We start from the raw sequence: 18,545 nt of genomic DNA, 5'->3' as shown, positions 1-18,545 counted from the left end.
TCCCGAGTAATTAGGTCGGTTTTGTTTCCATCTTATCAATCGCCATCGAGAAAGTCAACTGCATTGTACTTCTCGAGCAGCATCGCTTCGACATCGAATAACGACGGCGCTTGCGCCAATGCGAGCTCGCGCTTCAGCTCTTCCCGCACGTTCGAATCGTCCAACGGATCGATCGTCCGGCGGCCGAGCAGCGTGACGATCATCCAACGGTCGTCGTCCAGCCGCAGGGGCGGGCTGACGTCGCCGACGCTCATCTCGCCGAGCGCTTCGGCCGCCTCCAGCGGGATGAACGGGTCGTCCGCGGACACCCAACCCGAATCGCCCCCCGCGGCCGCCGTCGTCTCGTCGAGCGAGACGTCCTTCGCCAGCAGATCGAACGCGACCCCTTCCCCTAGCTGCTGCAGCACGAGATTCGCGCGTTCCTTGCTGTCGACGACGATCAACGCGTACCGAATGTCGTGCATCGGAGCGAATTCTTCCGGATTGTCCTCGATATACGCCTCCACGTCCGCTTCGGTCACTTGGATGCGGGCCGTCGCGACCCCTTCCAGCATAAGTCTATACAACGCATCGTCCCGCAGCGCCTGCTCGGACATCCCGAGCTGTTCTCTCATGACGCGATAAAATTCCGCTTCGCTCTCGTACCCGATTTGCATTCGGTTCAGCTCGTCGTCGATGTCCCCTCGGGTTACGCTAATGCCTAAGGACTGCGCCTCCAGACGGACGACGGTTTCTTTCAACCAATGCCGCACGAATTCGGCTCCGAAGGCGTTCCGAAGCTTCTCCAGAAATTCGTCCTCGTACAACGTGACCGAGCCGGCTTGCGCGATCTTGCGCTTCTCCGACCCGTCGCCCGCTCCCGACGTTCCCGAGCCTTGTCCATCCGGCTGGACGCCTTCGGCCGGTGGCGGCGGCGCGGCTTCGCCTCCGGACGGACCCGATACCGCGAGCAGCACCGCCAGCGCGGCCGAGAGCGCGGCTAATACGCCGCAAAGTCCCCAAAGCCATTTTTCTCTCGACATCGCTCTCCCACCGATTCTATTTTGCGTCCAGCCGCTCCCGCAGCGTCGTCAGCTCCGTCCGATCGAAGCCGTATTTTTCGTTGCAGAAGTGGCATACCACCTCGGCGCTGCCTTCCCCCTCGATAATGGCGTCCAGCTCCTCCTTGCCGAGCGACACCAGCGTGTTCTCCACGCGTTCGCGCGAGCAGAAGCATTGGAACCGCAGCTCCAGTCGCTCCACGGCGGAGATGTCGTCCACGAGTTCGCGCATCATATCCTCCGGCGTCAGTCCCCGCTCCAGCATCGAGGTGACGGGCGGGATGGCCGCGAGCCGCTTCTCGAGCTCGGCGATCTCGTCCTCTTCCAGCCCCGGCAGCAGCTGAAGAATAAGTCCGCCGGCCGTCTTGATGGAGTAATCGGTATCGACGAGCACCCCGAGCGATACGGCGGAAGGCGTCTGCTCCGACTTGGCGAAATAATACGTGAAGTCCTCCGCGAGCTCGCCCGAGACGATCGGAATGCTGCCGCGGTACGGCTCGCGAAGCCCTAAATCCTTAATGACGTAGATGAACCCTTCCGTGCCGACGGCGCCGGCGACGTCCAGCTTTCCTAAGCTGTTGCTCGGCAGATGCGTATGCGGGTTGTCCGCGTATGCGCGCACTTCGCCCTTCGCGTTCGCGTCGGCGACGATCTGGCCGATCGGGCCGTTGCCCTTCACCTGAATCGTCACCTTCTCTTCGCCTTTCAGCATCGCGCCCATCATCGCGGCCGCCGTCGCCGTCCGACCTACCGCGGCCGCGGCCGTCGGGAACAAGTCATGCCGTCTTCGCATTTCTTCCACGACGTCAGTCGTTCGCGCGGCGAACAGGCGAACCTTCCCCTGCAGTCCGGTCGCCCGTACTAAATAATCGTTCAAGCTCGTTTCTCTCCTTCCGCCCTCGAGCGCGTCTTGCGCCTCACTTGACGCGATTGCGTTCGTAAATCAAACGCAAGCCTTCCAACGTTAATAACGGGTCGATCGTATCGATCGTCTTCGACTCCCCGGCGATCATCTCCGCAAGTCCTCCGGTGGCGACGACGCGCGGGCGCGTTCCGAACTCCTCGCGGATGCGTTCCACGATGCCGTCGACCTGACCCGCGAAGCCAAAGATGATGCCGGATTGCATCGAAGCCACCGTCGTGCGGCCGACCGTGCTGCGCGGCCTCGCCAGCTCGATCCGCGGCAGCTTGGCCGCGCGCTGGTACAGCGCCTCGGTCGAGATGCCGATGCCGGGCGCGATGGCGCCGCCGATGTAATCGCCCTTTTCATCAATATAACAAAAGGTGGTCGCCGTTCCAAAATCGACGACGATCAAGGGGCTCCCGTACTTGTGAATGCCTGCGACGGCGTTCACGATGCGGTCCGCGCCCACTTCCCTCGGATTTTCGTACCGAATGTTAAGGCCCGTCTTAATGCCGGGACCGACGAACGCCGGCGCGCGCCGCACGTATTTGCGGCACATGTGATCCAGCATGGCGTTCACCGGCGGAACGACGGAGGAAATCATGACGCCCTCCACATCGTCCACGCGAACCCCGGCATGTTGGAACAGGCTGCAGATGAGAATGCCGTATTCGTCGGCGGTGGACGACCGGTTGGTCGCCACGCGCCAATGGAACCGCAAGGTCTCGCGCTCATACAAGCCCAGAACGATATTCGTATTGCCTACGTCGACGACGAGAATCATGCGCGGGCGCCTTTCTTCCCGCCCAAGTCGAGCGAGATGTCCAGCGATTTCGCCGAGTGGGTCAGGCCGCCGACGGAGATGACGTCTACGCCGGTTTCCGCGATCGTTCGTACGGTCGTCAGGTTTACGCCGCCCGACGCCTCGACGACCGTGCGCGGGGAGGCGCGGCGAATGCGCGACACCGCTTCCGCCATCGACGCCGGAGCCATATTATCGAGCATAATAATGTCCGCGCCCGACTCGATGGCTTCCTCCACCTGGTCCATCGTCTCCACCTCGACCTCGACCCGCATCGTATGCGGGACGGCCGCCCGAGAGCGCGCGACCGCTTCTTTCACGCCGCCTGCGGCCTTGATGTGATTATCCTTCAATAGAACGGCGTCGAACAGGCCGAACCGGTGGTTATACCCGCCGCCGACGCGCACCGCATACTTCTCGAGCAGCCGCAAGCCCGGCGTCGTCTTCCGCGTATCGACGATGCGCGGCGCCGGCGTCACGCCTTCGACCGCGGCCGCGTACGCGCGGGTCGTCGTCGCGATGCCGGACATCCGCTGCAGCAGGTTCAGCGCCAGCCGCTCGCCCGTCAAAATCGAAAGCGTGCTCCCCTCCAGCTCGAGCAGGACGTCGCCGACCGCGATCGGCGCGCCTTCCGTCGCGATCCGCGTGACGCGGAGCGCCGGATCCACTTCGGCGAATACCGCTTCCGCCACGGGCAAGCCCGCGACGACGCCGGCTTCCTTGGCATGGATGACCGCCTTGCTTCGATGGTCTTCCGGCAAGATCGACCGGCTCGTCACGTCCCCCGGACCGACGTCCTCGCGCAACCACCCTTGGATTTGGTCCCGAACGATCGACAAATCAAGCGTCATCGAATCAACCGCCATGCTGCAAACTCTCCTCCGCTACTCCGAAATCCCGATGGTGTACGATATGCTTCTTCCAGACGATATCGTCCCGTTCGGGGAAATCCTCCCGATAATGCGCGCCGCGGCTTTCCTCCCGCCGCAGGGCGGCCAGCACCGTCAACAGCGCCAACGTCAATAAGTTGGCGTATTCGAATTGCTCGCGGCCGGACAGCTTCGTCATGAACAACGACGATTGCTTGCGCAGCTCCTCCAGCCCTTTCTTCAATCCTTTCTCGTTCCGGACGAGACCGGCGTACCGCAGCATCAACTTCTGCAGCTTCAGCCGCCGCTCCACGACCGGCTGCGTGGACGCTTCCGTCCGACCGAGCACGACATGGAACTCCGGATCGCGTTCTAACGGCGGCAGCGCGCGGATGCGCTCGACGATGCGTCGCCCGAACACGATCGCCTCCGACAGCGAGTTGCTCGCGAGACGGTTCGCCCCGTGGACGCCCGTCGAGGACACCTCCCCGCAGGCGAACAGCCGGCGGACGCTCGTCTCGCCATGAAGATCCGTCTTCACGCCGCCCATCATGTAATGCGCCGCGGGCGCTACGGGGATCCAGTCGCTCGACAGATCCAACCCGTACCGCAGACAGAACTCGTAAATCGTCGGAAAACGAGCCTTCACGACGTCCTGCGATTCGTGCGTCAAATCCAGATACACGAACGTCGACTTCGTCTTGTCGATCTCGCTGACGATCGCCCTGGCGACGACGTCCCGCGGGGCAAGCTCGAGCTGCGGGTGATAGCGCTCCATGAACCGCTCGCCGCGGATGTTTCGCAGCACGGCTCCCTCGCCCCGAACCGCTTCGGAAATCAGAAACCGAGGCGCTCCCGGATACGTCAACGCGGTCGGGTGAAACTGCACGAACTCGACGTCCTGCACGTACGCGCCGGCGCGGAACGCCATGGCGATGCCGTCGCCGGTGGCGATCTCCGGATTCGTCGTGTAACGATACAGCTGCCCGGCCCCTCCGGTGCACAGCACCGTCGCCTTAGCCATAACGAACACCCGCTCGCCGCCGAACGGGCGCTCGACGACGACGCCGCAGCATTCGCCCTGATCCGTGACCAGATCCAGACAGAAGTGGTCGTCCCACACCTCGATCCGCTCGTTCCGCCGCGTCTCGGCCGCGAGCGCGCGGACGATCTCCGCGCCCGTCGCGTCGCCCTGCGCGTGCAGAATGCGGCGCTGGCTGTGCGCGCCCTCCATCGTCAGCGCATATTCTCCGCCGTCCTCGCGGTCGAACTGCGTACCGAATCGGATCAACTCCTGCACGCCGTCCGGCCCTTCGTGCACGAGCACGTCGACCGCGGTCGCCGTGCAGAGACCTGCGCCGGCGATGAGCGTATCCTGTCGATGGTACAGGGGCGAATCCTCGTCCGAAATGACGGCCGCAATGCCGCCCTGCGCGTACCGCGTATTGCTCTCGAGCAGCGATTTCTTCGCGATCATCATGACGCGCTGCCCCGCGTCCGCCGCTTTCAAAGCGGTGTATAAACCGGCAATCCCCGAGCCGATGACGATGACGTCCGTCTCGACTCGGGGCAAGGCCGCGATATCTATATCGATTAGCGTTCTAGGAATCATGAGGTACTCCTGCCTTCCTACGCTGCCGGGCGGAGGGCAACCGGTCCCGTCCGCCCGGTACGCGGCATGTTACTTCACTTGCAGCATGCGTTCGAGCGATAGTCTCGCCCGCTCGGCGACGTCTTCCGGCACGTGAATTTCCGGCTGCATCGTCTCCAGACAGCGTACGAGCTTCTTCAAGTTGTTGACCTTCATGTTCGGGCACACCAAATATTTCGAGGCGAAATGGAACGTCTTGTTCGGGCTGTCCTTACGAAGCTGATATCCCGTCCCGTCCTCCGTGCCGACGATGAACTCTTGGTGGTCCGACTTCTTGCAGTAGTCGATGATCGCCGTCGTGCTGCCGACGAAGTCCGCCAGCTTGACGACCTCCGGACGGCATTCCGGATGGACGACGAACAAGGCGTTCGGGTATTGCTGCCGCATCTCGACGACGTCCTTGACCGTCAACATGTCGTGCGTGTTGCAATACCCTTCCCAGATGATCATCTTCTTATCGGTAAACTTGGACACGTAATCGCCGAGGTTCTTATCCGGCACCCAGATGATCTCGTCCGAGTCGACCGATTGAATGACCTTCACCGCGTTCGCGGACGTGCAGACGATATCGGTTTCGGCCTTGATTTCCGCGGAGGAGTTAATATACGTAACGACCTTCGCGTTCGGGTGCTTGCGCTTCAGCTCCCGGAGCCCTTCCACGTTCACCATGTCCGCCATCGGGCAGCCCGCCCGTTCGTCCGGAATGATCACGGTCTTGTTCGGCGCGAGAATCTTGGCGCTCTCGCCCATGAAGTGAACGCCGCAGAACACGATCGTGTCCGCGTCCGTCTCCGCCGCCTTCTGAGCGAGCAGGAACGAATCGCCGCGGAAATCGGCGACCTCTTGAATTTCGTCGCGCTGATAATAATGAGCGAGAATGATGGCATTCCGTTCTTTCTTTAATTGCGCTAGCCGCTCGCGAAGCTCGCGGTTTTGCTCTTGTTTGCGCTCCAGCGCTAAAGCCTCCATGGTAGGCGCGCCCATTCGACCCACTCCTTCTCCGCCTGGTTCGAATCCATCCCGCGAAGCCGCGGTCCGGTCCCCGTGCACATATATGAGTAGTTTGTGAAAAAAAGTACGATTATATGAAGAATACAGAATCTTTCAGGAGGTGTCAATTACGGAAAAAGCCCGGAACGACGCAAAAAAGACGCCGCTACTGGCCTGCGGCGCCTCCAACATTTACTTCTCTTCGTTCTCTCCGTCCGTCGGCGACTTCTTCGCTTCGGCGCCTTCCTGCGTGCCGATGTTGATCCGAATGTCGTCCTTCGAGGCCGGCGCTTCGGCGGCGCCTTCGCCCGATTCGAGCGATTCGAGCGACCCCTTCTGGATGAGCGCTTCGATCTGCTCGAGGTCGAGCGTCTCCTTCTCGAGCAGCGTCTGCGCGATGAGGTGCACTTCGCGCTCGTGCTTCTTCAAGATGTCGCGGCCCTTCTCGTAGCACTCATTGATCATACGCTGCATCTCTTGGTCGATCTCGTACGCGATCTGATCGGAGTAATTCTGCTCGTGCCCAATGTCGCGGCCGAGGAACACTTGACCTTGCGTCGTGCCGAACTGCATCGGACCGAGCTTACTCATGCCGTATTCGGTAATCATCGAGCGGATGATCGCCGTCGCGCGCTGGAAGTCGTTCGATGCGCCCGTACCGACTTCTCCGATGTACAGCTCCTCGGAGATGCGGCCCCCGAGCAGCCCCGTAACCTTATCGAGCAGCTCGTTCTTCGTCATCATATACCGGTCTTCCTTCGGCAGCATCATAAGATATCCGCCTGCGCGACCGCGAGGAATGATCGTAACCTTATGCACCATATCGGCGTTCTCGAGGTGATAGCCGATGATCGTGTGGCCGGCCTCGTGATACGCGACGATCTTCTTCTCCCGTTCGGAGATGACGCGGCTCTTCTTCTGCGTCCCGACGATGACGCGATCGATCGCTTCCTCGATCTCCGCCATGCCGATGTCCTTCTTGTTCCGACGAGCGGCGATGAGCGCCGCTTCGTTCAGCAAGTTCTCGAGATCCGCGCCGGTGAAGCCGGTCGTATACTTCGCGATGGACTCGAGCTTGACGTCCTTCGCCAGCGGCTTGTTCCGCGCGTGAACCTTCAGCACCGCTTCGCGGCCCTTGACGTCCGGACGGTCGACCGTAATTTGACGGTCGAAGCGGCCCGGGCGGAGAAGCGCCGGGTCCAGAATGTCCGGACGGTTCGTCGCGGCGATAATGATAATGCCTTCGTTCACGCCGAAGCCGTCCATCTCGACGAGCAATTGGTTCAGCGTCTGTTCGCGTTCGTCGTGACCGCCGCCGAGTCCGGCGCCGCGCTGGCGTCCGACCGCGTCGATCTCGTCGATGAAGATGATGCAAGGCGCGTTCTTCTTCGCGTTCTCGAACAGGTCCCGCACGCGGGACGCGCCGACGCCGACGAACATCTCGACGAAGTCGGAGCCGGAGATGCTGAAGAACGGCACGCCCGCTTCGCCCGCTACCGCGCGCGCAAGGAGCGTCTTACCGGTACCCGGAGGACCGTTGAGCAGCACGCCCTTCGGAATCCGGGCGCCTACCGCGGAAAACTTGCGGGGATCCTTCAAGAACTCGACCACTTCGACGAGCTCCTGCTTCTCCTCGTCCGCTCCGGCGACGTCCTCGAACGTCACCTTCTTCTTCTCTTCGTTATATAGACGAGCGCGGCTCTTGCCGAAATTCATCACCTTGCCGCCGCCGCCCTGCGCTTGATTCATCAGGAAGAAAAACAGTACGAAGATGAGGATGAACGGCACGATGCCCGTTAAAAACGCGATCCACAGCGGTTCGCCCTCTTGGCGTTCGTAGGTTTCTACAACCCCGCTGGTCTTCAACATCTCGAACAAATCGCCGTCTAGAGGCGCTCTCGTCACGAATGACGGATCCTCCGGCGCGGCCCCCTCGTATTTCCCTCTAATTAAGTAGGAATATCCGTCCCACCGAACGGTGACCTCTGCGATTTCGCCCGCATCGAGCGCTTGTCGGAATTCGCTGAAGTTCAGCGAGTCTTCTTGGTTGTTCTGGTTGCTGATGAAGTGCACGATTCCGACGGTGACTAAGAAAATAATCAGATAAAATCCGGTGTTCCGGACGATCTTGTTCATTCCCTACCTCCTCTCAGGCGTGAGTATATTGTATCATAGCGGAAACCCGCATCACAACAAAGCTCGGCCCTCGCGCGGGTCGCGCGCGCCCGGACTTTACGCATGTCCGGAGTATACCTCGGGCTTCAGCACGCCGACGAACGGCAGGTTCCGGTACTTCTCCGCGTAGTCCAAGCCGTATCCGACGATGAACGCGTCCGGAATCAAGAATCCCTTATAATCGGCCTCCAGGCCGACGGTACGGCGATGCGGCTTGTCGAACATCGTCACGACCTTGACCGAATGCGCGTTGCGGCGCTCCAGAACGTCGATCAAATAAGACAACGTCAACCCGCTGTCGATGATGTCCTCTACGATCAAGATGTCCCGGCCTTCCACCGGAGCGTCCAGATCCTTGACGATCTTCACGACGCCCGACGATTTCGTCGCGTTCCCGTACGAGGAGACGGCCATGAAGTCGATGTCGAGCTTTAGGTCGATCTTCTTGACCAAGTCGGAAACGAAGATGAACGCGCCCTTCAGAACGCATAGGATGAGAAGATTTTTCCCCGCGTAGTCCGCGGTGATCTGACGGCCCAGCTCGGCCACCTTCTCTTGAATTTCTTGCTCCGTGAATAACACTTCTTGAATGTCGTTGCGCACGTTCGTCCTCCCGTCGGCGTTGACCATGGTAGTATAAATATCGTATGTAAGTGCGAAAAAAACCATAACCCTCGTCAGTCGAAAAAGTTCCCCTCGAACCGCAGCCTCATCGCGACGACCCGTTTCGTGCGGTCGTCAACCGGCGCGGCCGCGGCCCGCCGGAAGCCCGGCACCCACAGCAGCGTCCCGTCCGCGTCCGTCACGACGGGCCAGACTTCTCGCTGATCCTTCGGAAGCTTCCCGTCGACGAAAATATCTTTTACCGATTTGCTCCCGTTTAAACCGAATACGTCCATTCGATCTCCGGGCGCTCGCGTCCGGACCGTCCAAGGCGTCGGCGCGCGATCCGCGTCGAACCAAACCTCGAAGGCATCCGCCGCTTCCGGCGGACGGAACCGATCGACCGCCTCGTTCCGCCATTCGATCCATCCTCCGACGGCGGGGAGCTCCACTTCGCCGGCTTCGGCGCCGGCGGGATCGAACGAGCATCGGTACGGCTTCGGGGTCTCGCGCCGATAAGGTCCCCACTCTAACGCATCGTACGACCTTCGGAACGCCGTGTCGGCGCTCGTCCGGATTTCCGACGTCGTGGGCAGGTCTGCGGCGATCGCCTCGCGAATCCGTTCCACTTTGGCGAAATCGATGGCGTTTTCATCCAATTTGAGACTATTTAATATTATTTTAATCATTCGTCTTTGTAAAGCGATATGCGCTTCCAGGAACGCCGTTCGCTCGGCCCGGATCGCGCCCCCTTCCCGCTTCGTCGCCTCGCGAACCCGCTCCGAAGCGAGCGCGTCGAGCAGCTCGTCTTCGTCGGCGCTCAGCTCGGCCGCCCGCCGAAGCGAATCCGCCGCGCCGGGGCGAAGCTTCATTATATAAGGAAGCAAATCTAACCGAATCGCGTTGCGGAAGTACGTCCGCTTCGCGTTGCTCGAATCGAATCGAGGCGCCAGACCGTGTCGTTCGCAGTACGCTTCAAGCTCGGTCTTCTTATTACGGAGGAGCGGCCTTACAAGTTTCAACCCGTTCACCTCGGCGACGAACCGAATGCCGCCGAGGCCGCCGGCCCCCGCGCCGCGAAGCAGTCGCATCAGCACCGTCTCCGCCTGATCGTCCGCGTGATGCCCGAGCGCTGTCGCCCCCGCCTCCCAGGCTTCGGTCGCGGCGCGGAACGCTTCGAACCGCAGCGCCCGGGCGGCCGACTGCAAGTTGTTGCCGTGCGCCGCCAGCGCGCCGGAAACATCCACGCGCGTCGCGAAGCACGGCGTCCCGAGCCGTTCGCACAGCGCCCGAACGTATGCCTCCTCCGCGTCGGATTCGTCGCCGCGCAAGCCATGATTGACGTGCGCGGCCGCGACGCGATAGTCGTACCGCTCGCGCAGCGCGCACAACACGTGCAGGAGCGCGACGGAATCCGCGCCGCCGGACACGCCGACGACGATCCGCTCGCCATGCGCGAACAAGGAGCGCTCCCGAATCGTCCGCTCCACCCGCCGCGTCAACCCGTCCGTCAGCATTCGCCCTACCGCCCCGCTTTCGAAAATTATGACAGCCCGTTGCCGCTCATCCACCAGACGGCCCCCGCGAACGCGGCCGCCGCTCCGGCGAACCAATACGCCGGCCATCGTTCTCCGGCCGCCGGCGCGTGCCGCGGCGGCGGCTTCGCGGCGGCGGCGGCCCAAGCGCCGAGCGCCTGCTCGGTGTCGCCGCACTCTCCGCGCAGCAGCCGCTTCAGCACGTTCGCCTCCGCGGCGAGCAGCGGGCTTTCGTCGACGAGCGCGACGAGCTCCTTCGCCTTGTCCCGGCGGCTCGTCCCCGCGATCGCGCGCACGCGGCGCCCGAGCCCCGCCGCCTCGAGCATGACGACGGCGAACGCGAACAAATCGTACGCCGCCTCCGCCCTTCGTCCCCCGAGCTTCCAGTATCCTCGATCGTATAGCTCCGTGAACTGCTTCACCGACGATCCGAACCGCGTCGCCCCGCCGTAATCGACGAGACGCACCTCGCCCTGGCGGCCGATCATCACGTTATCGGGCTTCACGTCGCCGAACGCCCAGCCTGCGGCATGCAGCTCGCGAAGCTGCCCGAGCAGGTCGGCGCCGAACGTTGTCAACGCGCCGGCGTCCGCGCCGAACGTTGTCTCGCCGAGCGGCTTCCCGGGCACGAACGACATGACGTAGAACGGGAACGAGACTCCCCGGCACGTGCCGTCGTCCGCCAGCAGCAGCCGCGGAGCGTCGCCGCCGACCGATTTCAGGGCGTTGATCTCCGATTGCAGTGCATAAACGTCGTTTCCGATTTTCAAAGCGCAATGGGAAGGGCCGTCCGGGAGACGCGCCAAATAGACGCTCCCGTTGGCACCTTCCCCGAGAAACCGCTCCACGAGAATCGATTGTCCGCTCCATTTCGACGCCACGCGGTCTCCCGCGCGGAGCCGAATCGTTCCGGAAGTCGCGTCAGACAACGTAATCCCCCCAAGCGGCGTCCGCGGCGCGGCGCGGCGAAGGCCGCCCGACGCCGCCGAACAAGGCTAGCGCGTCCAAGATCGCGGGCCCGGTGGGTGTCGTCCCTTTTACGTTTAATTTATATAGAATCTTTTCTAGTTTTGCAAGCTCGCACGTCCACCCGACGTCGATTTCGACAGCATTCGCGTTATTTCCAGGGAAATGTAACACGGCGAGTTCGCTTTTGCCCGCTCGCGCCTGCATACTGAGCATCAAGTCGTAGGCCGCTTCTCGCACTGCATCGAATTTATGCTTCATGCTCGCGCTCGCGTCGATCAGCAGCGCGACCTGCAGCGGCGCCGTCTCCGTCCATTCGTCCACCGATCGGACGACCTCCGCTCGCTTCTCCGGCGGGAGCGTCTCCAGCGACGCCGTCTCGTTCTTGAAAATCGAACGCAGCTCTTCGTTGACGACCTGTTGGATCGTCGCCACGACCGTATGCCGCGTCATCATCTGCATCGTATACGCCAGCTTCGTCGGCGATACGATTCTATGTAAGCCTCCGCCCGCTTTGGCGACGGCCTCGATTTCCCGTTCCCCGCGCATGCCCGCCGCTTCCCGGTCGACGACGCCGATCACGTTGACGACGACGCCCCTTGCGTACGCCTCCGCCGCCGCGGTAATCGGACTGATCCCCTCATTCGAATTCCCGTCGGTAATCACGATGATTTGCTTCAAAACGAAACGCTCCCCTTCCGGCTGAATCTAGCGACTAGCGGTAAATTTCTACTAGTCCTAGCATTGCCATAAGGGGAGCGATATAGACCTATTTTACTAGAAAATGCCGCCTAGCTCACCGTTCTCGGCCGTTCGATAGGAGCGCCCTGCCCGCGCCAACGGAACGTCGCCCACTCCGGCGCGAATTTGTCGATCTTCGCGACGATGACCGTCATATCGTCCACGACTTCCCCGTCGTGGTGGCGGATGACCGTGTCGAGCAGCTTGTCCGCGATGTCCTGCGGCGCGTCGGATTCCATCTCGGATAGGATGCGCTTCATCCAGAGCTCCTTGTTCGCCGCATGGCCCGGCGCGTCGTAGACGCCGTCCGTCATCATGACGAGCAGATCGCCCGGCAGCAGCTGATGCACGACCAAGTCGACGTCGATATCTTTCAAGATGCCGAGCGGCAGATTGCTCGCCGTAATCGGCAGCACCTCGTCGCCCCGTTTGATGAAGCTCGGCGTCGAGCCGATCTTCATGAACGTCGTCTTCGCGCTATATAAATCGATAATGGCCAAGTCCACCGTCGCGTAAATTTCATCGGATGAGCGCAGCATCAGTACCGAGTTAACCGACTTGATCGCGAGCTGCTCGTCCATGCCGGATTGCAGCAGCTGCTGCAAAATCGACAGCGCGGCGCTGCTCTCCACGCGGGCCCGTTCGCCGTTGCCCATGCCGTCGCTAATGGCGAGCGCGAACTTGCCGTTGCCGAGCTCCACGGTCGAGAAGCTGTCGCCGGACAGCCATTCGCCGCCCTTCGCCGCGCAGGCGATGCCCGTCTCCACCTCATACTCCTTCGCGGAAGAGAATCGTACCGTGGCGAGCCCCTCGCTCGGTTCGTCCCAGCGCTCCTGCTTCACCGCGATCGTCTCGCCGAGCACGTCGGAGAGGAGGGGCGCGATCATTTTCCGACATTCGTCGAATCCGCGCTTGAAGCCGTGCACCACTTCGATTTCCACATTGCCTTCGTCGAGCGAAATAATGTCGAGCCGCTGCACCTGCAGCCCCATCTCCTCGAGCACCTGCGTAATCTGCTCTTCTTGCAAGAACAAGCCTTGTCCTTCGCGCCGGATTTCCTTTACCAGGTCGTCCATGACCTGCGAGACGCCGAACAGCTGCTCGGATACGAGCTTGCGGCTGTCTTGAATTTGCTTCGTCCAATGCCGGTCGTACCGATATTTCTCGTATTGCTTCTGCAGAATCGTCAATACGCGTTCCGTCTTATGGCACGTCTGCCTCCATTCCGCGCGAATATGGTCCTTGTCGAATTCCGGGTTCGCCTCCACCTCCGTCATCATATCCGTCATATATTTGTAAGTCTTATAGAATCCTCCCTCCCAGCAGGAGTTTCGCTTAAAGCAGGTCGCGCACGCCTCTTGCGTCACCGCGTTCACGAAATGGCCCATCTCCGCTTCGTGCTGAAGGAGCTGATTTTGCTCCGTCAATTGGCCGAAGCTCTTCGACAATTGCTTGAACACGTCGGAAAATTGATTCACCCGATTCGCCGTAATGTCCCGTACGCGGCGAATATAATCCTGCTGCGACTTCGCATGCTCCTGCGTGCCGGGCACGTACTTGGCGATCGTGCGGATCATGCCCTTCGGCGTCAGCAGGAACAGAGCCACGGCGGCCACCGATTCGTACGTGGACTGCATCACATGCGCCGCGTCTCCGGCGTAGATCGCGAGGATCGACGTGCCGAGCAGCATGCCGAAGCCGACGGCCATCTTGCCTCCGTCCTTCAAGAGGCCGGCCAGCAGCCCCGCGAACGCCAGCAGACTGATTTGTTGAATCGCGGAAAAGTTCGCCAAGCTGAGAATGAGGCCGGTGACGACGCCGACCGACGCGCCGATCGGCGCCCCGCCGACGAACGCGAGAATCAAGATGAGATATCTCGAAAGCGAGTGCTCCAGCGATACGGTGCCGATCTCCCACTGCACCGTCCCGGTCAGCACCGACGCCAACAATATCATTAAGCAGATAATTTCTTCGTGCCGCAGCTGATAGTTTTTCCGAGTCAACGTGAGCACCGGCAGCGCTTGGAGGAAGATGAGCGTCAGTACGCTGCTAAGTCCCGCTTCGACCGACGTCATCATAACCGCGTACCAGGTCATATTCGACGCGACGATGTCGGCGAACAGCCCCACGGTGAAGGTCGATAGGAAGACGAGCGCCGGCGCATGCGATACCTCCGACTTCTCGTACCGCGCCATCCCCTTCTGCAGCAAGGCGAAGACGACGATCTGCGCGGCGATCGACCCGACCTGGATATGCGGCGACAGCAGGCTGCCCGCGATCAAGGCGAGCGCCGACGTCTGCATAAGGCCTCGCCGCAAATACGAGATGGCCGCGAAGAACGCGATGGCGAACGGCGCCAGCTCGCCGAGAATGTTCGCGCGTCCGAGCAGGAAGGCGACGAGCATCAGCACGATCGCCCACCGCTTGCCTACCGCCGCCTGGACGACGCGATTGTGCAGCAGCCGATGCTTCGCCGATTGCTTCCACCTGCCCGTCGCTCCCCCGATGTCCCACCCCAGCCGCTGCATCACGTTCCGTTTTTCCATGTTTCGTAGCCACCCCTAATCCGTAGTTTCCTCCCGCAGGATGAATGAGTGGTTTCATTATAGGTATAACTCTATTAAAAAGTTTGTCACAATGCGTTGGTAGACTCGATATTTTTTCCGACAGCTTCGGCGTTCCGGCGTTTCCCTTGCCCCGAATGCGTTTGCGGGTCCCTCCCGCCGGAGCCGTCGACGCACGTCGGGGCGATTCGCCCGCGGCCGTGTCGTAGAATGATGTCGAATGCCTTGGCATGCCGTCACAACGAAGCCCCGGCGCACAATGACGCGGAAAATATTAGGAATAATTTCTAAAAAAGCGGGTAGGCACGCGGCGGGAGGTGTCGCTCCTACGCCTCCTTTCCAAGGTGATTCCTCCTGATCAGGGCCGCAGCGGGAGCGGCTTCTCTACCCGCCTCCTTTCCAAGGTGATTCCTCCTGATCAGTAAAGAGGTTTGGAATTTTTCTGTTGTTAATGGAACATATGTTCGGTATAATGGAGAAAAGGAGGCGTCGTTCATGGATCAAGCGGAACAGGTCGCGTATTTCTTTCGGCGGCGGTGGCCGAACGGGTTTTCCTGCCCGAGCTGCGGGTACGGGGCATATTATACGATCTCGACGCGGCAGCTGCCGCTCTATGAATGCCGCCTGTGCGGCCGTCAGACGTCCGTGACCGCCGGCACCGTCATGGCCAAGACGCGCACGCCGCTCGCCAAGTGGGCCGCCGCCATCGAGCTCCTCGCCTCTACGAACGGCGTCAACGCAAAGCAGCTCGCCGCCCATATCGGCGTGAAACATAAGACGGCGTGGCTCATGCTGCGCAAATTCCGGCAAGCGATCGGCGAAGTCGAAGACGCCTTCAAGCTGCAAGGGACCGTACATACCGGGCTTCATTTCTTGGCGCCTAAATATATTTTCATCTTTCTCCCCCACCGACACTATCGTTGCGAACGCGTCGTATCCGTTTCGGCTTCCGTCGGGGGAGGCGGCCAGGCGACCGCTTTGAAGCTCTCCTTCGTACCTCGGGATCGCCTCGTCCGCGGGTTCAAGGAACCGACCGCACAGGGGAAGGAACGCATCCTCGAGGAACACGTCGATCGGTGCGCGGTCAAGCATTGGCTCAACTCCGATCGGATGCACCGTAGTCCGCTGCGGGATTGCATTCTCGAGGCTCGCAGTTGGATGAACCGACTGTTCAACGGCGTCGGTACGAAGTACCTTCAGAGCTACCTCAATGAGTTCTGCTTCCGTTGGAACGCCGCCGCCCAAGCGACCTCCTTGCGCGAGGCGTTGGATCGGCTTTGCATTAGAGCCGCCTAGTTGCGGCCCGCTTCTTCCTGAGCAGAAGGAATTACCTTAGAAAGGCACGCGGAGAAGCACCTCCCGTATCCCAGCCGAGTCGTATTTATCCGCCAACAAAAAAACCGCAAGGCGTTATGCCTTACGGTTTCCATCCGGGAAGCGTCGGTTCACGTCGACGAAGCTATACGCGCTTCGCGCCGCGTCCGCCGCGTTTCCCTTCCGTATTTTTCTTAAGGGAGGACATGCGCTCTTCGCTATCCTTCAAGAAACGGGACATCTTGTCTTCGAAACTCGCCGGTCTGCCGCCGCCGAAGCCGCCGCCGCCTTGGCGGCGATCGCCGCCGCGTCCGCCGCCGAAGCCGCCGCGTCCGCCGAAGCCGCCGCCGCCCTCGCGCGGGGGCCGTCCGCCGCCGAAGCCGCCGCTGCCTTCGCGCGGGCCGTCGCGGCCGAAGCTCGGTCGCGGCGCTTCCGGCGGACGATCGACGGCCTTCTTGATCGAAAGCCCGATCTTCCCGTCCTTATCCACATTGATGACCTTCACCGTCACCACGTCTTCCAGCTTGAGGTGATCCTTGACGTCCTTGACGTAGCTGTCGGCGATCTCCGAAATGTGAACAAGACCGGTAACGCCGCCGGGCAATTCGACGAAAGCGCCGAAGTGGGTAATTCCCGTAACCTTGCCTTCTAGCTTCGCGCCAACTTCAATGGTTGACATAAAAGAACCTGTTCCTCCCTTGGTGAATGCATGAATGGAATTAGCTGCATTATACAGAATACGCTGGATTTCGGCAATCCGTCACTCTTCCGCCGGGGAGCCGAACACCTTATCGCCGGGGCGCGTCATCCCGAAATCCTTCCGTACCTTCTGTTCAATATATTCAGGATCTTGAAGACGGGTGACTTCCGATTGGTACGAATCGTGCTCCGCCCGCACTTCCTCCAGGCGCTGCAGCAAGACGCCCATCTCCGCCTTCTTCTCCTTCATGGCCCCGGTCTGGTCCCAAAACGCGAAGATCGCCCACAAGGATACTCCGCCGACGATCGTGAAATACAACCGTCGCCTCCGGAGCTCGCTCTTCGGCTTCGCCGCTTGCTTCGCCGATCCCTTAGCCATGTTCTTAGATTCCCCCTACTTGCGCTTTCTCCATAAGCCCGTCCTTCGAAGAACGTCGGCAACGAATCGAACGCTCGGCGTCAGCCACGCTTCCGCGCGGACGAGGCGGGATATCCGCCGCCCGAGAGGGCGTCCGATCCATAACGCGATTTTCCACAAAGGATAGAGCAATTGTAACACAAGTTTTCCGAGGAAAATAGACAAGGCCGCCAAAAATCCCAAAATTACAATGACGAGGCGGTACAGCGCGATCAAGGGACGCACGACGAGAAGGTCGCCCAATCGGATAAGCAAACGAATCAGTGCCTTGATTCGGCCGATCGACCAACGGATCGCTTGGACGAAGACGTCGCTGAGCAGCGCGAAATAAAACGAGACCCCGATCAGCAGCGCCAGAAAAACATAGATCCGAACCTCTCCCCCGTTGCTGAGGAATAAGACGCGGAAGACGGCGACCGTCCCGACGGCCCAATACAGGATGTCCAGCGGCGGGATGATCCAGCGCGGGAACCGGAGCTCCCCCGACAACACCCGGTAGCCGTCGAACAGCAGCCCGAGCGCGGCCCCGCTGAGCATCATGGCGGCCATCGTCAGAAATTGAGCGCTTAGCGTCACTTGAACAGTTTACCGAGGAAGCCTTTCGACTTGTCCGGCCCCGCGCCGTCCAAATACGCGAAGGCGTTGACGGTGCCTTCGATCGTGACCAGTCCTTGCTCGAGGTTCAAGTTCTTGATATGTAAATTTTGTCCCTTTACGTTAAGGAACCCGAGTTCGGTTTCGAGCAGAAATTCTTCGCTGTCGAAGCTGTCCACATTCAGGACGCCCGTCACTTCGAGCAAGCGGCGGTTCAGCAACCGAACCTCTTGCCGTTTGGTCTTTCCACCACCAAGATCCACCATGGCATGTACCCCTCCCTTATACCTCTACCATATGGGAGGGGGACGGGTTTTAGAACCGAAGCTTCAGAACGGAAAGAAGCCGTTCCGAAGCGGAAAACATCCCGCTTCGGAACGGCTTCGGTACGACCGGCGAACAATTAGACGACGCTCTCGCCGGACGCGTTCGATTCCTCTTTAATGACTGTGTACATCTCGGCCGCTTCGTCCTTGCGAGTCGTCTCGGCGATCCGCTCGACGCGGACGGTGACGCTCTTCTGGCCGAATCGCACCGTCAGCTCGTCGCCGGGCTTAACCGTGCTGCTCGCCTTCGCTTCTTTCCCGTTGATCCAGACCCGTCCTTGGTCGGACACGTCTTTCGCGACGGTGCGACGCTTGATAAGCCGGGAGACCTTCAGGAATTTGTCGAGACGCATC

18 protein-coding genes are annotated in these 18,545 nt (G+C 60.9%); 1 reads left to right on the top strand and 17 read right to left on the bottom strand.

What is annotated here, in order from left to right; genetic code table 11:
* Positions 1 to 35: 35 nt before the first annotated feature.
* The 12 genes from FE782_RS29835 to spoIIE all read right to left on the bottom strand — a co-directional run bounded on the left by FE782_RS29835 (position 36) and on the right by spoIIE (position 14,822).
* Positions 36 to 1,022 (bottom strand): peptidylprolyl isomerase, encoded by a 987-nt coding sequence (locus FE782_RS29835; protein WP_138198002.1) that lies wholly within the window; start codon positions 1,020 to 1,022, stop codon positions 36 to 38.
* A gap of 16 nt (positions 1,023 to 1,038) precedes the next feature.
* A complete protein-coding gene (hslO, locus tag FE782_RS29830) occupies positions 1,039 to 1,917 on the bottom strand; it encodes an Hsp33 family molecular chaperone HslO (RefSeq protein WP_138198001.1) in 879 nt (292 codons plus the stop codon).
* A 40-nt stretch (positions 1,918 to 1,957) separates the two neighbouring features.
* Complete coding sequence (locus FE782_RS29825) at positions 1,958 to 2,728, bottom strand: type III pantothenate kinase (RefSeq protein ID WP_138198000.1); 771 nt, start codon at positions 2,726 to 2,728, stop codon at positions 1,958 to 1,960.
* Positions 2,725 to 3,612 carry a carboxylating nicotinate-nucleotide diphosphorylase gene (gene nadC / locus FE782_RS29820; protein WP_238392718.1) on the bottom strand — a complete coding sequence of 296 codons (888 nt, stop codon included), beginning with the start codon at positions 3,610 to 3,612 and terminating at the stop codon, positions 2,725 to 2,727. The genes FE782_RS29825 and nadC overlap by 4 nt, the downstream gene beginning before the upstream one ends.
* A complete protein-coding gene (nadB, locus tag FE782_RS29815; protein ID WP_138197999.1) occupies positions 3,602 to 5,227 on the bottom strand; it encodes an L-aspartate oxidase in 1,626 nt (541 codons plus the stop codon). Before nadB ends, nadC begins: the two co-directional genes overlap by 11 nt.
* A gap of 69 nt (positions 5,228 to 5,296) precedes the next feature.
* On the bottom strand, positions 5,297 to 6,235 hold the full coding sequence (nadA, locus tag FE782_RS29810) for a quinolinate synthase NadA (RefSeq protein WP_138198019.1): 939 nt from the start codon (positions 6,233 to 6,235) through the stop codon (positions 5,297 to 5,299).
* 213 nt (positions 6,236 to 6,448) lie between these two features.
* The gene (ftsH, locus tag FE782_RS29805; protein ID WP_138197998.1) at positions 6,449 to 8,392 is read right to left on the bottom strand and encodes an ATP-dependent zinc metalloprotease FtsH; all 1,944 of its coding nucleotides are present in this window, start codon (positions 8,390 to 8,392) and stop codon (positions 6,449 to 6,451) included.
* 96 nt (positions 8,393 to 8,488) lie between these two features.
* Positions 8,489 to 9,034 carry a hypoxanthine phosphoribosyltransferase gene (hpt, locus tag FE782_RS29800; RefSeq protein ID WP_138197997.1) on the bottom strand — a complete coding sequence of 182 codons (546 nt, stop codon included), beginning with the start codon at positions 9,032 to 9,034 and terminating at the stop codon, positions 8,489 to 8,491.
* 74 nt (positions 9,035 to 9,108) lie between these two features.
* Complete coding sequence (gene tilS, locus FE782_RS29795; protein WP_158299613.1) at positions 9,109 to 10,551, bottom strand: tRNA lysidine(34) synthetase TilS; 1,443 nt, start codon at positions 10,549 to 10,551, stop codon at positions 9,109 to 9,111.
* Between the two features lie 26 nt (positions 10,552 to 10,577).
* Entirely contained in the window at positions 10,578 to 11,498 is a 921-nt protein-coding gene (locus FE782_RS29790) for a protein kinase domain-containing protein (protein ID WP_158299612.1), read from the bottom strand.
* Entirely contained in the window at positions 11,491 to 12,216 is a 726-nt protein-coding gene (locus tag FE782_RS29785; protein ID WP_138197994.1) for a vWA domain-containing protein, read from the bottom strand. Before FE782_RS29785 ends, FE782_RS29790 begins: the two co-directional genes overlap by 8 nt.
* Positions 12,217 to 12,326: 110 nt before the next feature.
* Complete coding sequence (gene spoIIE, locus FE782_RS29780; RefSeq protein WP_138197993.1) at positions 12,327 to 14,822, bottom strand: stage II sporulation protein E; 2,496 nt, start codon at positions 14,820 to 14,822, stop codon at positions 12,327 to 12,329.
* Between the two features lie 513 nt (positions 14,823 to 15,335).
* Between spoIIE and FE782_RS29775 the strand changes: the two genes are divergently transcribed.
* Positions 15,336 to 16,136, top strand: coding sequence for a transposase (locus FE782_RS29775; protein WP_138197992.1), 801 nt, complete (start codon positions 15,336 to 15,338; stop codon positions 16,134 to 16,136).
* 163 nt (positions 16,137 to 16,299) lie between these two features.
* Here FE782_RS29775 and FE782_RS29770 read toward each other — a convergent pair whose 3' ends face one another.
* From FE782_RS29770 to FE782_RS29750, 5 genes are all read right to left on the bottom strand, one after another.
* Positions 16,300 to 16,833, bottom strand: a complete 534-nt coding sequence (locus tag FE782_RS29770; RefSeq protein WP_138197991.1) for a S1 domain-containing RNA-binding protein — start codon at positions 16,831 to 16,833, stop codon at positions 16,300 to 16,302.
* Between the two features lie 81 nt (positions 16,834 to 16,914).
* Positions 16,915 to 17,232 (bottom strand): FtsB family cell division protein, encoded by a 318-nt coding sequence (locus tag FE782_RS29765; protein WP_138197990.1) that lies wholly within the window; start codon positions 17,230 to 17,232, stop codon positions 16,915 to 16,917.
* Positions 17,233 to 17,247: 15 nt separating this feature from the next.
* Positions 17,248 to 17,847, bottom strand: coding sequence for a spore cortex biosynthesis protein YabQ (yabQ, locus tag FE782_RS29760; protein ID WP_138197989.1), 600 nt, complete (start codon positions 17,845 to 17,847; stop codon positions 17,248 to 17,250).
* Positions 17,844 to 18,131, bottom strand: coding sequence for a sporulation protein YabP (gene yabP / locus FE782_RS29755; protein ID WP_138197988.1), 288 nt, complete (start codon positions 18,129 to 18,131; stop codon positions 17,844 to 17,846). The genes yabQ and yabP overlap by 4 nt, the downstream gene beginning before the upstream one ends.
* A 137-nt stretch (positions 18,132 to 18,268) precedes the next feature.
* Positions 18,269 to 18,544 carry an RNA-binding S4 domain-containing protein gene (locus tag FE782_RS29750; protein WP_138197987.1) on the bottom strand — a complete coding sequence of 92 codons (276 nt, stop codon included), beginning with the start codon at positions 18,542 to 18,544 and terminating at the stop codon, positions 18,269 to 18,271.
* Position 18,545 lies beyond the last annotated feature (1 nt).

The organism is Paenibacillus antri, assembly GCF_005765165.1.
In the GTDB taxonomy this organism is placed as follows: Bacteria; Bacillota; Bacilli; order Paenibacillales; family YIM-B00363; genus Paenibacillus_AE; species Paenibacillus_AE antri.
This window is presented reverse-complemented; position numbering and strand designations above follow the sequence as displayed.

What these genes read in the sequence shown, in the direction of transcription:
- nadA (WP_138198019.1), bottom strand. Translation starts at nt 6,235, where the DNA reads ATGGAGGCTTTAGCGCTGGAGCGCAAACAAGAGCAAAACCGCGAGCTT.
- ftsH (WP_138197998.1), bottom strand. Translation starts at nt 8,392, where the DNA reads ATGAACAAGATCGTCCGGAACACCGGATTTTATCTGATTATTTTCTTA.
- FE782_RS29765 (WP_138197990.1), bottom strand. Translation starts at nt 17,232, where the DNA reads ATGGCTAAGGGATCGGCGAAGCAAGCGGCGAAGCCGAAGAGCGAGCTC.
- FE782_RS29750 (WP_138197987.1), bottom strand. Translation starts at nt 18,544, where the DNA reads ATGCGTCTCGACAAATTCCTGAAGGTCTCCCGGCTTATCAAGCGTCGC.
- nadB (WP_138197999.1), bottom strand. Translation starts at nt 5,227, where the DNA reads ATGATTCCTAGAACGCTAATCGATATAGATATCGCGGCCTTGCCCCGA.
- tilS (WP_158299613.1), bottom strand. Translation starts at nt 10,551, where the DNA reads ATGCTGACGGACGGGTTGACGCGGCGGGTGGAGCGGACGATTCGGGAG.
- nadC (WP_238392718.1), bottom strand. Translation starts at nt 3,612, where the DNA reads ATGGCGGTTGATTCGATGACGCTTGATTTGTCGATCGTTCGGGACCAA.
- FE782_RS29825 (WP_138198000.1), bottom strand. Translation starts at nt 2,728, where the DNA reads ATGATTCTCGTCGTCGACGTAGGCAATACGAATATCGTTCTGGGCTTG.
- FE782_RS29835 (WP_138198002.1), bottom strand. Translation starts at nt 1,022, where the DNA reads ATGTCGAGAGAAAAATGGCTTTGGGGACTTTGCGGCGTATTAGCCGCG.
- yabP (WP_138197988.1), bottom strand. Translation starts at nt 18,131, where the DNA reads ATGGTGGATCTTGGTGGTGGAAAGACCAAACGGCAAGAGGTTCGGTTG.
- spoIIE (WP_138197993.1), bottom strand. Translation starts at nt 14,822, where the DNA reads ATGGAAAAACGGAACGTGATGCAGCGGCTGGGGTGGGACATCGGGGGA.
- FE782_RS29770 (WP_138197991.1), bottom strand. Translation starts at nt 16,833, where the DNA reads ATGTCAACCATTGAAGTTGGCGCGAAGCTAGAAGGCAAGGTTACGGGA.
- FE782_RS29775 (WP_138197992.1), top strand. Translation starts at nt 15,336, where the DNA reads ATGGATCAAGCGGAACAGGTCGCGTATTTCTTTCGGCGGCGGTGGCCG.